The 13,531-nt window shown below is 62.3% G+C and carries 11 protein-coding genes and 3 tRNA genes; 10 read left to right on the forward strand and 4 right to left on the reverse strand.

All coding sequences use genetic code 11. The features are described 5' to 3' along the window. Positions 1–59: 59 nt before the first annotated feature. From PSQ39_RS05670 to rimO, 3 genes are all read left to right on the forward strand, one after another. Positions 60–136, forward strand: a tRNA-Val gene (locus PSQ39_RS05670). A 336-nt stretch (positions 137–472) separates the two neighbouring features. Then, positions 473–1,006: a polyhydroxyalkanoate synthesis repressor PhaR gene (phaR, locus tag PSQ39_RS05675; RefSeq protein ID WP_273925748.1), complete on the forward strand. Its 534-nt coding sequence runs from the start codon at positions 473–475 to the stop codon at positions 1,004–1,006. Between the two features lie 69 nt (positions 1,007–1,075). Beyond that, positions 1,076–2,485 (forward strand): 30S ribosomal protein S12 methylthiotransferase RimO, encoded by a 1,410-nt coding sequence (gene rimO / locus PSQ39_RS05680; RefSeq protein WP_273925749.1) that lies wholly within the window; start codon positions 1,076–1,078, stop codon positions 2,483–2,485. A gap of 222 nt (positions 2,486–2,707) precedes the next feature. Here the strand turns inward: rimO and PSQ39_RS05685 are convergent. Further along, a tRNA-Leu gene (locus PSQ39_RS05685) sits at positions 2,708–2,792 on the reverse strand. A gap of 75 nt (positions 2,793–2,867) precedes the next feature. Beyond that, positions 2,868–2,952, reverse strand: a tRNA-Leu gene (locus tag PSQ39_RS05690). A 60-nt stretch (positions 2,953–3,012) separates the two neighbouring features. Here PSQ39_RS05690 and rnr point away from each other — a divergent pair. Together rnr and PSQ39_RS05700 are read left to right on the forward strand one after the other, a co-directional pair. Next, positions 3,013–5,298: a ribonuclease R gene (rnr, locus tag PSQ39_RS05695; protein ID WP_273925750.1), complete on the forward strand. Its 2,286-nt coding sequence runs from the start codon at positions 3,013–3,015 to the stop codon at positions 5,296–5,298. A 97-nt stretch (positions 5,299–5,395) separates the two neighbouring features. Next, positions 5,396–6,160: an SDR family oxidoreductase gene (locus PSQ39_RS05700; protein WP_273925751.1), complete on the forward strand. Its 765-nt coding sequence runs from the start codon at positions 5,396–5,398 to the stop codon at positions 6,158–6,160. A gap of 67 nt (positions 6,161–6,227) precedes the next feature. Here the strand turns inward: PSQ39_RS05700 and PSQ39_RS05705 are convergent, their stop codons facing one another. Both PSQ39_RS05705 and PSQ39_RS05710 read right to left on the reverse strand, forming a co-directional pair. Next, a complete protein-coding gene (locus PSQ39_RS05705; RefSeq protein WP_273925752.1) occupies positions 6,228–7,763 on the reverse strand; it encodes an NAD(P)H-hydrate dehydratase in 1,536 nt (511 codons plus the stop codon). A 132-nt stretch (positions 7,764–7,895) separates the two neighbouring features. Beyond that, positions 7,896–9,155 (reverse strand): FAD-dependent oxidoreductase, encoded by a 1,260-nt coding sequence (locus PSQ39_RS05710; RefSeq protein ID WP_273925753.1) that lies wholly within the window; start codon positions 9,153–9,155, stop codon positions 7,896–7,898. 293 nt (positions 9,156–9,448) lie between these two features. Here PSQ39_RS05710 and rpsB point away from each other — a divergent pair, with 293 nt between their 5' ends. The 5 genes from rpsB (at position 9,449) to uppS (ending at position 13,527) form a co-directional block, all read left to right on the forward strand. Continuing rightward, positions 9,449–10,201 (forward strand): 30S ribosomal protein S2, encoded by a 753-nt coding sequence (gene rpsB, locus PSQ39_RS05715; protein ID WP_273925754.1) that lies wholly within the window; start codon positions 9,449–9,451, stop codon positions 10,199–10,201. 113 nt (positions 10,202–10,314) lie between these two features. Continuing rightward, positions 10,315–11,238 carry a translation elongation factor Ts gene (gene tsf / locus PSQ39_RS05720; protein WP_273925755.1) on the forward strand — a complete coding sequence of 308 codons (924 nt, stop codon included), beginning with the start codon at positions 10,315–10,317 and terminating at the stop codon, positions 11,236–11,238. A 61-nt stretch (positions 11,239–11,299) separates the two neighbouring features. Further along, positions 11,300–12,022 carry a UMP kinase gene (gene pyrH / locus PSQ39_RS05725; RefSeq protein WP_273925756.1) on the forward strand — a complete coding sequence of 241 codons (723 nt, stop codon included), beginning with the start codon at positions 11,300–11,302 and terminating at the stop codon, positions 12,020–12,022. A gap of 65 nt (positions 12,023–12,087) precedes the next feature. Further along, entirely contained in the window at positions 12,088–12,648 is a 561-nt protein-coding gene (gene frr / locus PSQ39_RS05730) for a ribosome recycling factor (protein ID WP_273925757.1), read from the forward strand. Positions 12,649–12,768: 120 nt separating this feature from the next. Then, the gene (gene uppS, locus PSQ39_RS05735; RefSeq protein WP_273925758.1) at positions 12,769–13,527 is read left to right on the forward strand and encodes a polyprenyl diphosphate synthase; all 759 of its coding nucleotides are present in this window, start codon (positions 12,769–12,771) and stop codon (positions 13,525–13,527) included. Positions 13,528–13,531 lie beyond the last annotated feature (4 nt).

Below are 13,531 nucleotides of genomic sequence, written 5' to 3' on the forward strand. Positions count from 1 at the left end.
TTCTTTCAAAGGCGTGAAAAAACCGTGCTAGAATCGAATTCTCGAATGCAAACAGACACAGGCGCGTAGCTCAGCTGGTTAGAGCACCACCTTGACATGGTGGGGGTCGTTGGTTCGAGTCCAATCGCGCCTACCAGTTTATCTGCTGAAGTAAACCAGACTTCAGACATCACAGAAAACTGAAAACAAAGCCCCCGGGCTTCTGTTGATCAAGCCACCCACCGGGTGGCTTTTTCTTTTTCCGAATTGCTTTTTGATCTCGACCAAGCTCCGACTTGCCCGGATTGCCGGATTGCCGGATTGATTTTTGGCCCGGGCTGGGCTGGCACCTGGCTTGCTTGTCCGGCTTGGGTGGCCCAGTGGGGCGCACAATGGCTGGTCAGGGTAAACCTTGGCCGTTGGCCTGGGGCTGCTCCCTAAAATGTAACGATTCAACGATATTTCGATCCCAGCAGATCGAGGAGCCTCATTCGTGCAAAGCAAGAAAACCGCTGCCGGTAAGCCGGCCCAGCGTGTCATCAAAAAGTACCCCAATCGGCGCCTCTACGACACGGATACCTCCACCTACATCACCTTGACCGAGGTGCGTCAGCTGGTCATGGACAGCGAGTCCTTTGTGGTGCGCGACGCCAAAACCAATGATGACCTGACCCGCAGCATCCTGCTGCAGATCATCCTGGAGGAGGAGGCTGGTGGTGCGCCAATGTTCACCGAGGCGGTGCTGGCCAGCATCATTCGCTTCTATGGCCATGCCATGCAGGGTTTCATGGGGTCTTACATCGAGAAGAACATCCAGGCTTTCTCAGACATGCAGACCCAGTTGACGGCGCAGTCCAAGAGTGTGTCGCCTGAGATGTGGGCGCAGTTCATGAGCATGCAGTCCCCCGTGCTGCAAGGCATGATGGGCAATTACGGCGAGCAGTCCAAAACGCTGTTGAGCCAGATGCAAGAGCAGATGCAAAAGCAGACCGAGCAGATGCTGGGCGCTTTTGGCTTAAAGCGCTGAGGCGTCTGATTTTTGGGTCTTGCCGGGCTTGCATGACCCTGGGGGCGTCAGAACTGGGACAATGGCGGGATGAGTGAAGTACTTGCCCCCCCTGTTGTTGGTTCCGGTCAGCCGGCCCCCCGTGTTGGTTTTGTCAGTCTTGGTTGCCCCAAGGCCTTGACCGACTCTGAGTTGATCCTCACCCAGCTCAGTGCTGAGGGTTACCAAACCTCCAAGACCTTTGAAGGCGCCGATCTGGTGATCGTCAACACCTGCGGCTTCATTGATGATGCCGTGAAAGAAAGTCTGGACACCATCGGCGAGGCCCTGGCCGAAAACGGCAAGGTCATCGTCACCGGTTGCCTGGGAGCCAAGCAAGGGCAGGGTGGTGAAAACCTCGTGCGTCAGATGCACCCCAGTGTGCTGGCGGTGACTGGTCCGCATGCGACTCAAGAGGTGATGGATTCGGTGCACAAGTACCTGCCCAAGCCTCATGACCCCTTCATTGATCTGGTGCCCAATGCTTTTGGCGAGGCGGGTATCAAGCTCACGCCGCGCCACTATGCCTACCTGAAGATCAGCGAAGGTTGCAATCACCGCTGTACCTTCTGCATCATTCCGTCCATGCGGGGTGATTTGGTGTCCCGCCCCATTGGTGATGTGCTCAAAGAGGCCAAGGCCTTGTTTGAGGGGGGCGTCAAAGAATTGCTGGTGATCAGTCAAGACACCTCGGCCTATGGCGTGGATGTCAAATACCGCACCGGTTTTTGGGATGGCAAACCGGTCAAGACCCGCATGCTCGAATTGGTTCAGGCCCTGAGCGAGTTGGCTGAGCCCCATGGCGCCTGGGTGCGCTTGCACTATGTCTACCCGTATCCCAGTGTGGATGAGATCCTGCCCTTGATGGCTTCGGGTCGTGTGCTGCCTTACCTGGATGTGCCCTTCCAGCACAGCCACCCTGATGTGCTGCGCCGCATGAAGCGCCCTGCCAGTGGCGAGAAGAACCTGGAGCGCATTCAACGCTGGCGTGAAATCTGCCCCGAACTGGTGATTCGCAGTACGTTCATTGCGGGATTCCCGGGTGAGACAGAAGAAGAATTCCAGCACTTGCTTGATTTTGTGCGTGAAGCGCAAATCGATCGGGCGGGTTGCTTTGCCTACAGCCCTGTTGAAGGCGCCGCTGCCAACGAACTCGAAGGCATGCTGCCGGCCGAAGTGCGTGAAGAGCGCCGGGCCCGTTTCATGGCTGTGGCCGAAGAGGTGTCGACTCAACGCCTGCAGCGCCGCGTCGGCGCCACCATGCAGGTGCTGGTGGATTCGGCCCCGGCCCTGGGTCGCAAGGGTGGCGTGGGTCGCAGCTATGCCGATGCGCCTGAGATTGATGGTGTGGTGCGATTGCTGCCACCTGAGAAGATCAGCAAAACCCTCAAAGTGGGTGAATTCACCCGGGCCCGCATTGTGGCGACCGAGGGTCATGACCTGGTGGCGTTGCCAATTTGAGTATTGCCTGCTCTCTTGGCGTGTGGAGGTCGCACGCGGAGCCTGCTGAATTGGCCTGAGCCCGAGCCCTGGGGTGCGCAAGCACCCTGGGGTTTTTTGATGGGGTGGGGGTATTTGTTGGCGTTTCGGGGGTGGAGCGGGATTTAGTGGTGTGTCTGTCGCGCGCCCAAAACAAAAAAGCCGCTGAAACAGCGGCTTGGTTGCGTATGAATGATTACAGACTGGTGCCCAGGAGAGGACTCGAACCTCCACGATGTTACTCGCTAGTACCTGAAACTAGTGCGTCTACCAATTCCGCCACCTGGGCAGTCTTGTAACCTAATCAACTTCCTAAAATTTAGTTGTCTTGAAAGCGGATTGTGTAACCCGTTTTCATTAAACTTGGTGCCCAGGAGAGGACTCGAACCTCCACGATGTTACTCGCTAGTACCTGAAACTAGTGCGTCTACCAATTCCGCCACCTGGGCATCTCAGGAAGATTTAGATTGTATATCAAAAATTTAAGCCAAAGCAAGTCGCCGAGCAATTTGTTAGAAGAATTTGAAGGAATCATCCAGGGCCACCGTGATGGCCATGGCTTTGTGGTCCGTGACAGCGGCGATCCCGATGTGTATTTGCCCCCCAATGAAATGCGGGCTGTGCTGCACAAAGACCGGGTCAAAATCCGCATCGTGCGCTCCGACCGGCGCGGCCGCCCCGAGGGGCGTGTGCTGGAAATCATTGAGCGCTCCCAGCAACCCATCATCGGCCGCCTCTTGCAAGAGAGTGGCGTCTGGCTGGTGGCGCCAGAGGACAAGCGCTACGGCCAAGATGTGTTGATCCCCAAGGGCGCCACAGGCACGGCCAAGACCGGGCAGGTGGTGGTGGTCGAGTTGACCGAGCCGCCCGCGCTGTTCGGTCAACCCGTGGGTCGCGTGACCGAGGTGTTGGGTGAGGTGGACGACCCCGGCATGGAAATCGAAATCGCTGTGCGCAAGTACGGCGTGCCGCATGAATTTTCCGAGGCCTGTCTCAGCGAAGCCAAGGCGCTGCCCGACAAGGTGCGACCTGCTGACAAGCGTGCCCGGGTGGATTTGACCGACATTCCTTTGGTCACCATCGACGGTGAAGACGCCCGCGACTTCGATGACGCCGTGTATTGCGAACCCGCGCGAGTGGGGCGTGGCAAAGGTTGGCGTTTGCTGGTGGCGATTGCGGATGTGAGCGCCTATGTGCAAACCGGTTCGGGCATCGACATCGACGCCTACGACCGCGCCACCAGCGTGTACTTCCCGCGCCGGGTGATCCCCATGCTGCCCGAGAAGCTGTCCAACGGCCTGTGCTCGCTCAACCCCGAGGTCGAGCGCCTGTGCATGGTCTGCGACATGATGATCAACGCCAAGGGCGAGATCCATGCCTACCAGTTCTACCCGGCGGTGATGTGGAGCCATGCGCGCTTCACGTACACCGAGGTGGCGGCCATCTTGGCCAATACACGCGGCCCGGAGGCTGCGCGGCGCAAGGACTTGGTGCCGCACCTGCTGGACTTGCACGATGTGTACCGCGCTCTGCTGGCCTCGCGCCACACCCGTGGTGCGGTCGACTTCGAGACCACGGAGACCCAGATTGTTTGCGACGACAGCGGTCGCATCGAGAAGATCGTGCCGCGCACCCGCAACGATGCCCACCGCCTGATTGAAGAGGCCATGCTGGCGGCCAACGTCTGCAGTGCTGATTTCATCGCGCAAGGCAAGCACCCGGGTCTGTTTCGGGTGCACGAAGGCCCGACGCCTGAGAAGCGTGAGTTGCTGGCCAATTACCTCAAGGCCATGGGGGTGGGCTTGTCGATCAGCGACGAACCCAGTCCTGGTGAATTCCAGGCCATTGCCGAGGCGACCAAGGAGCGCCCGGACTCGCAGCAAATCCACACCATGTTGCTGCGCTCCATGCAGCAGGCCATTTACACGCCGATCAACAGTGGTCACTTTGGTTTGGCGTTCGAGGCCTACACCCACTTCACCAGCCCGATCCGCCGCTACCCCGACTTGTTGGTGCACCGGGTGATCAAGGCCATCCTCGGCCAGTCGCGCTACCAACTGCCAGCGTTGCCGACGCCGGGCGAGGCGCATACCAAGTTGGCGCGCCGACTCGCGTCGCGGGTCAAGGAGCCGACCGACAAGCCGCGCAAGGCCTCGGCCGAAACCCAGGCCTGGGAGGCTGCCGGCCTGCACTGCAGTGCCAACGAGCGCCGTGCCGACGAGGCCAGCCGCGACGTGGAGGCTTGGCTCAAGTGCAAGTACATGCGCGAACACCTGGGTGAGGAGTTTGGCGGTGTGGTCTCGTCGGTGACCAGCTTCGGCATATTCGTGACCTTGGATGCGATGTACGTTGAGGGCCTGGTGCACATCACCGAGCTGGGGGGTGAATACTTCAAGTTCGACGAGTCGCGCCAAGAGTTGCGCGGCGAGCGCACAGGCATTCGCTACGCCATCGGCTCGCGGGTGCGGGTGCAGGTCAGCCGGGTGGACCTGGATGGTCGCAAGATCGACTTCCGTTTGGTGACCGAGGGCGAAGACCTCATGGTCCGTCCGCCGCGCGAGAAATCCTCGGCTGGAGGTCCTGCAGGCAGGACCTCGGGCAAATCCTCGGGGCAGGCTGGCCGTGCTGAGCGTTCATCTGGCCCCGGGAGCAAGGGCGCCAAGAACCCGGAGCGCGGTGCGCGCGCACCGGAGTCGGTGCCTCGTTCGCCCATCCAGGCCTTGAAGGCCTCGGTCAAAAAGGTGACGGCGGCGGCCAAAAAGAAAACCAGCAAGGGGCGCAAGACCCACCGCTGAAATCTGGAGCGGCGCAGGCTGGCCTGGGTGGCGTCAGTCACCGGGCTGGGCTTGTGCTCGATCGGTTTTGTCACAACATATCAAGGAGACAGATTCAATGGATACAGCTTCTGCATGCGCCCCGGTGGCCATCGTCACCGGCGCCGGCTCGGGCGTGGGCAAGGCCACGGCCTTGACCCTGCTGAAGGCCGGCTACCGGGTGGTCTTGGCAGGACGCCGCAGCGAGCCCCTGCAAGCCGTGGCCGCTGAGTCGGGCTCGGGGGAGCGGGTGCTGGCGGTGCCCGCCGACGTGGCGGATGAGGCCTCGGTGGCGCAGTTGTTTGCGCGAACTGTTGAGGTGTTTGGTCGGGTGGATCTGTTGTTCAACAACGCAGGCGTCAGTGCGCAAGGGGCGCTGCTTGAAGACCTCTCGCTTGAGCAGTGGCGCAACGTGGTGGACATCAACCTGACGGGCATGTTCTTGTGTGTGCGTGAGGCCTTCCGGGTCATGAAGGCGCAAGACCCCATGGGGGGGCGCATCATCAACAACGGCTCGATTTCGGCCCACACGCCGCGTCCCAATTCGGTGGCCTACACGGCGACCAAGCACGGTGTCATGGGCTTGACCAAGACAGCTTCACTGGATGGCCGCAAGTACAACATTGCGGTGGGCCAGATTGACATTGGCAATGCCGCCACCGACATGGCAGCGCGCATGGCCAAGGGGGTGCCCCAGGCCAATGGCGAAATCGCCATTGAGCCGCTGATGGACGTCAACATCGTGGGCCAGTCGGTGCTGTACATGGCCAGCCTGCCTCTGGAGGCTAATGTGATGTTCCACACGGTGATGGCCACCAAGATGCCCTTCGCCGGCCGCGGCTGAAGACGGCCCTTTGGGGCGGCGAGACGGGCGACGTCGTCAAAGGCGTTGCCCGTGTTGCTTTGGGTGATCAGAACCCGGTGTTGATGGGCCTCAGGGCGGCGGCCAGGCGGCTCGCCGTCAGGCTGTGGGTGCCTTCCCAGTGATCGGCCACCTGGCCGTGCAAGTACACGGCCGAGCAGGCTGCTAGAAACCCGGCCAGCGTGGTGTGCGCGTCTGGCTGGGCCGCCCAAAGCGCGCCCAGCAAGCCTGCCAGCACGTCGCCAGTGCCGCCGCTGGCCAGTCGGGCATTGCCCGTGGGGTTGATGCGGGGTGTCTGCCCGGGGGCGGCCACCACCGTGCCTGAACCCTTGAGCACCACCACCACGCCAAAGCGCTGCGCCAGCGTCTGGGCTGCGTGCTGCCGGTCGCTTTGCACGGTGGTGGTGTCCTGGCCCAACAGGCGGGCTGCTTCCAGGGGGTGGGGTGTCAGAACGGTGGGGAGGTGGCGACTGGCGCGGGCTTGCAGCTGCGCTTGCAGATCGGCTTCCGCTGCGATGTGGTTCAGTGCGTCGGCATCCAGCACCAGTTGCGGAGCCTCACTCAGCACTCGGGGCAACCAGGCGCGCACAGCCTCGCCGCCACCACAGCCACACACCACGGTGGCTTGCGTCAGGGTCATGGCCTCTGGCCGGCGCAGCATCAGTTCAGGCTGCAGGGGGTCCAGGGTCAGCGCGTGATCGGCTTCGTCCAGCAGGGCGACCAAGACGCGCCCTGCGCCGGCGTGCAGCGCCGCACGGGCGGCCAGCAAGGCCGCGCCCGTCATGCCCAGGCCTCGTCGGCTCAAGCTTTCTCCACCCAAGACCAAGACATCGCCAAAACTGCCTTTGTGGCTGCTGTGCGTGCGCCTGGGCGCTTGGGGTGGGCTGCTCAGCCAGGCGTCGGCTGGCTGCTCGTGCGCGGGCAGGTCCAGGCCATCCAGCCAGACCTGACCGCACAGGTCGCGTCCCTGGGCGGTGAACAGGCCGGGCTTGAGGCTCAGCAGGCTCAGTGTGTGCTGCGCGCGGACCTGGCCCGAGGCGAGCACGGGCACGCCTTGGTCGGCGCTCAGGCCTGAGGGCAGGTCCAGGGCCAGCACGGTGGCAGGGCTGTCGTTGAGGTGTTGGATCCATGCGCTCAGGCGCGGATCGCTGTCGTGTGCGGGGTCTCTGGCAGGGCTGGGCTGGAGTCCAATGCCGAGCAAGGCGTCGATGGCCAAGTCGCCCGCCTGCAAGGTCGGGGGCTGGGCCAGCAGGGGCACCCCAGCGGCCAGGGCTCGATGCAGGCTGTTCAAAGTGTCGGTGCTGGCCTGCTTGGGTTGGCCCAGCCAGCTGGCACTGACCGGGTAGCCCAGGCCCTTGAGTTGCGCGGCAGCCTCCAGGCCATCACCGCCATTGTTGCCGGCGCCGCAGGCCACCCAAATTTGCGCCGCGTGCGGAGCGATGGCTTGGGCCAGCCGCGCGGCGGCCAGTCCTGCGCGCTGCATCAAGGTGTGCGGGGGCAGGGCTGCGAGCCAGCGCCGCTCCAGGGCTCGGGTGCTGGCCACGCTGTGCAGGGCGTGCGCTTGGTCGGGTCGGATGCGTTGCATGGGAGGGCCTTCTGTCGGGAGGCGTCCCGCCACTGGGTCGCTGGGCACGAACGATAGCCGAAGCACACCAGGTCTGTCTTGCGTTGGCGCAGTTGGCTAGGCTTGAGTTCAGTCTTCTGCGCGGCTGGCGCGTCAGGCGTAGCGCTCCATCGCGTGGCCGCTGAGGTCAATGGCTGCGGAGCGCCCGCTCATGGTGTCTGCCAGCGCCCGAGCACTGCCGCAGCTCAGCGCCCAGCCGCTGGCGCCATGGCCCAGGTTGAGCCAGACCCCCGGCAGACCGCTGGCGCCGATCAAGGGAGGGCCATCGGGCAACATGGCTTGACTTCCCTTCCACTCTTGGACACCGCTGGACAGGGTGGCGGCGCCAGGGAACCAGTCCTGCAGAACCTGGTAGAGCTCGCGCAACGGGGCACTGCGCTTGTCCTGGGCGTTGTGGCCCAGTTCAAAGCCGCCCGCCACCCGCACCCGTTGGCCCAGTCGGGTGATGCTGACCTGCCGTTGTGCATCCCACACGGCGCTGCGTGGGGTGTTGAGCGGCTCGCGCACTTGGGCGCTGACGGAGTAGCCGTGCACACCCAGCAGGGGGATCTTGAGCCCCAGCGGGCGCAGCAGATCGGCGGAGGCGGAGCCTGCGCACACCACGCATGCGTCAAAGGAGCGCTGTTGGGGCTGGCTGCTGGCGCTGCGGGTTTGCAGTGTGGGTCGCTGGCCGGCCTCCAATCCCAGCACCGACGTTTGGAACTCGAACTTCACGCCCAGGCGCAGGGCTTCGTTGCGCAACAGCATGGCGAACTGGCGGCAATTGCCGGCCTCGTCTTCGGGCAGCAGCAGGGCGCCAGCAAAAGTGGTGTCGGGATTCAGTCCGGGTTCCAGGCGTCGGGTTTGCTCGGGGCTGAGTTCGTGGAAGGGCAGTCCGACCTCGCGCCACCAGGATTGGGTGGCTTGGACGCGGGCCAGGTCCTGGGCATCGCGCAGCATCACCAGGCAGCCCGTGCTGTGCTCGTAGTCCAGAGCGAGATCGGTCCGCAGATGTTGCAGGCGCTGGCGGCTGTAGAGCGCCAGTTGCAGCAAGCGATCGCGGTTCAGGGTTTGCGACTCTGGGCGGCCGGCGCGCCACCAGCGCCACATCCAGCTCACTTGGCGTGGACCGATGTGCGGGCCCAGGTGTTGGGGGTTGAGGGGGCTCCACCACTGGCGCAGCACACGGCTGGCGGTGTGGGTGTCGGCCCAGGGGGTGAGGCAGGTGGGAGATATGAGGCCGCCGCTGGCAAAGCTGGCTTCTTCGGCCACGGCGCCGCAGCGCTCGAATACGGTGACTTGGTGGCCGTCGGCAGCCAATTCGTAGGCAGTCGTGACGCCGACGATGCCGGCGCCGATGAGGGCAATGTTCATGCGCGTTTAACAGTCGGCATCCGCTTGGCGCTTAGGCGGCGGAGCCGTCAATTCTTCTTTCTGGAGCGGTCGCTGGAGCGACGCAGTCAGGCCGTCAAAAGGGCGTCGAGGCCCAGTTGGTCAGAGACTGTAAGTGACCGTGTTATAATTTTGGGGTTTTTGCTGGTGTCCCGGCAAGACAAATCGCAAACCAGTCCCATCAAGGTGTTGCCGCAATCAAGAGGGTTTTCCATTAGGAAGCCCTTTGCGGCAAAGACGGGCTGGATTTTAGACCCAACCTTCGGAGAATTTTCATGTCCGTTACCATGCGCGAAATGCTGGAAGCCGGTGTCCACTTCGGTCACCAAACCCGCTTCTGGAACCCCAAGATGGCCCCGTATATCTTCGGCCATCGCAACAAGATTCACATCATCAACCTGGAAAAGTCGCTGCCGCTGTTCCAGGAAGCCACCAAGTTCGTCAAGCAATTGGCTGCCAACCGCGGCACCATCCTGTTTGTCGGTACCAAGCGCCAAGCCCGCGACATCGTCGCTGCTGAAGCAGAACGCGCTGGCGTGCCTTTCGTGAACCAGCGTTGGCTGGGCGGCACGCTGACCAACTTCAAGACCGTGAAGACCTCCATCAAGCGTCTGAAGGATCTGAAGGCTCAGCAAGAAGCGGGTCTGGGTGGTCTGTCCAAGAAGGAACAACTGACCTTCAGCCGTGAAATCGACAAGCTCGAAAAAGACATCGGCGGCATTCAAGACGTGTCGGCTCTGCCGGACGCCATCTTCGTGATCGACGTGGGCTTCCACAAGATCGCCATCGCTGAAGCCAAGAAGCTGGGCATTCCGCTGATCGGCGTGGTTGACTCCAACCACTCGCCTGAAGGCATTGACTACGTGATCCCCGGTAACGACGACTCGGCCAAGGCCGTGGCGCTGTACGCCCGTGGCATCGCTGACGCCATCATCGAAGGCCGTGCCAACGCCGTGAACGACGTGGTCAAGGCTGTGGCTGCTGAAGGTGGCGACGAATTCGTGGAAGTCGAAGAATCGGCTGCCTGAGTTTGCCCCTGCGCGACCTCTGACTGATCGCGAAAAAAGTGGGGCTTTGTGGCCCCCTTTTTTTTAGCCTCATCACCAACGTTTTGCATTGAATTGAATACGGAGAAATAAAAATGGCTGCTATTACCGCAAGCATGGTCGCTGAACTGCGCGCCAAGACCGACGCCCCCATGATGGAGTGCAAGAAGGCCCTGACCGAAGCCGAAGGCGATCTGGGCAAGGCTGAAGAGCTGCTGCGCGTCAAGCTCGGCACCAAGGCTGGCAAGGCCGCTTCGCGCGTGACCGCTGAAGGCGTGGTCGCCAGCTTCATCGACGGCTCCACCGGCGCCCTGATCGAAGTGAACTGCGAAACCGACTTCGTGACCAAGAACGACAGCTTCCTGGCCCTGGCCAAGGCTGCTGCCGAACTGGTGGCCAAGCACAACCCCGCTGACATCGAAGCCCTGGGCGCTCTGGCCTACGAGCAAGACACCTACGGCCCGACCCTGGAAGACGTGCGCAAGGGCCTGATCGGCAAGATCGGCGAAAACATGTCCTTCCGTCGCTTCAAGCGTTTCGAAGGCGGCGCTAAGCTGGCCTCCTACCTGCACGGCACCCGCATTGGCGTGCTGGTTGAGTTCGAAGGTGACGAAGCTGCTGCCAAGGACGTCGCCATGCACGTGGCCGCCATGAAGCCTGTGGCCCTGACCAGCGCTGACGTGCCGGCCGAGCTGATCGAAAAAGAGCGCGCAGTGGCGGCTGGCAAGGCTGCTGAAGACGCAGCCCAAGCAGTGGCGGCTGGCAAGCCGGTTCAATCGGCTGAAATCGTTGCCAAGCGCATCGAAGGCGGCGTGCAAAAGTTCCTGAAGGAAGTGTCCCTGTTCAACCAGGCCTTCGTGAAGAACGACAAGCAAACCGTTGAGCAAATGCTCAAGGCCGCTGGCACCAACGTGAAGGGCTTCACCCTGTACATCGTGGGTGAAGGCATCGAGAAGAAGGTTGACGACTTCGCCGCTGAAGTGGCTGCTCAAGTCGCCGCTGCCAAGGCTGCAGCCTGATTCCGTTTCTGCCATTCAAAACACGCCACTTCATTTCCATCAGCATCAGGAGAGCCTCTACATGACCACCGCCCAACCAGCCCACAAGCGCATTTTGCTCAAGCTGTCAGGCGAGGCCCTGATGGGCGACGATGCTTTCGGGATCAACCGCGCCACCATCGTGCGCATGGTTGAAGAAGTGGCTGAAGTGACGCGCCTGGGCGTGCAAGTGGCCGTGGTGATCGGCGGCGGCAACATCTTCCGAGGTGTGGCTGGCGGCTCGGTCGGCATGGACCGTGCCACCGCCGACTACATGGGCATGTTGGCCACCGTGATGAATGCTTTGGCCCTGGCTGACACCATGGACAAGGCGGGCTTGGTGGCCCGCGTGATGTCGGCCATCGCCATCGAGCAGGTGGTCGAGCCCTATGTGCGTCCCAAGGCGCTGCAGTACCTCGAAGAGGGCAAGGTTGTGATCTTTGCCGCTGGCACGGGCAACCCGTTCTTCACCACCGACACGGCCGCTGCGCTGCGCGGTGCTGAGATCGGTGCCGAGCTGGTGCTCAAGGCCACCAAGGTGGACGGTGTCTACACCGCCGACCCCAAGAAAGACCCCAACGCCACGCGTTACACCAAGCTCACCTTTGACGACGCGATGTCGCAGAACCTGGGCATCATGGACGCCACCGCGTTCGCCCTGTGCCGCGACCAGAAGCTGCCGGTGAAGGTGTTCTCGATCTTCAAGCACGGCGCGCTCAAGCGTGTGGTGATGGGTGAAGACGAAGGCACGCTGGTTTACGCCTGAGGCCTGCCTGGCCCCGCATCCCAAGAAGCCCCGGCGTGAGCCGGGGCTGGCTCCAGGAGATTGACATGAGCATTGCCGACATCAAGAAAACCACCGAAGCCAAGATGGACCAGTCCATCGCGGCCTTCAAGAACAACCTGACCAAGATCCGCACCGGTCGCGCCAACCCGGCCCTGCTGGATGCGGTGCAAGTCGATTACTACGGCTCGCCGGTGCCTATCAGCCAAGTGGCCAACGTGTCTTTGATCGACTCGCGCACCATCAGCGTGCAGCCCTGGGAAAAGGGCATGGGTCCGAAGATCGAAAAAGCCATCCGTGACAGCGATCTGGGTCTGAACCCATCGAGCATGGGTGAGTTGATCCGCGTGCCGATGCCGCCCATGAGCGAAGAGCGCCGCAAGGAGCTGACCAAGGTCGTGCGCACCGAAGGCGAAGGCGCCAAGATCGCCATCCGCAACCTGCGCCGCGATGCCAACGAATCGGTGAAGAAGCTGGTCAAGGACAAGCTGGCTTCGGAAGACGACCAAAAGCGTGCCGAAGCCGACACGCAAAAAGTCACTGACAAGCACATCATCGAGATCGACAAGCTGGTCGCTGGCAAAGAGCAGGACATCATGGCGGTCTGAGCCTTGGGCCGCTTGCCTGGCCTGTTTTGGGCCTGATTGTTTTTGCTGGGGCCGCCCTTTTTCAGGGCCGCCCCGTTCGTTTTTTGGGGCCTTGGTGCCTGCTGCTGTAACACTCCCCTCATGACCCAGTCCAAAACACCGGGGGCCGTGCCCCACCACATCGCCGTCGTCATGGATGGCAATGGCCGCTGGGCCACCCGCCGGTTTCTGCCGCGTGTGGCCGGGCACAAGCAAGGGGTCGATTCGCTGCGGCGTTGCGTCAAGGCCTGCGCGGCCCGCGGCGTCAAGGTGTTGACGGTTTTTGCTTTTTCGTCCGAGAACTGGAATCGTCCCGTGGACGAGGTGTCGGGCCTGATGGAGCTACTGGCCATGGCGCTGGGCCGTGAGGTGCCACAGTTGTTGGCCGACGGCGTGAGACTGCACTTTGTGGGTGAGCGACGAGGCCTTTCTGAGAAAGTGTGTGCCGGGCTGGCGCAGGCCGAGGCCACCACCGCCCACAACAGCCGTTTGATACTCAACGTCTGTTTCAACTACGGTGGGCGGTGGGACATTGCCCAGGCTGCGGCGGCCTTGGCGGCCCGAGGCGAGCCCATCACCGAACAAAGTCTGGACCGTGCCACGGCGCTGGCCCATGTGCCCGACCCGGATTTGCTCATCCGCACGGGCGGCGAGCAGCGCATCAGCAACTTCTTGCTCTGGCAGTGTGCTTACTCGGAGTTGTTCTTCAGCGACCGCCTGTGGCCCGACTTTGACGAGGTGGCTTTGGACGAGGCCATGGCCGTCTTTGCGTCGCGCGAGCGCCGCTTTGGCAAGACCTCGGCCCAGCTGACGCAGGACGCGGCAGGCCCGTCGACGAATTCCTCGTCCCACTCTGTTTAAAAGG

Origin of the sequence: Curvibacter microcysteis, assembly GCF_028649455.1 — a bacterium.
Classification (GTDB): domain Bacteria; phylum Pseudomonadota; class Gammaproteobacteria; order Burkholderiales; family Burkholderiaceae_C; genus Curvibacter; species Curvibacter microcysteis.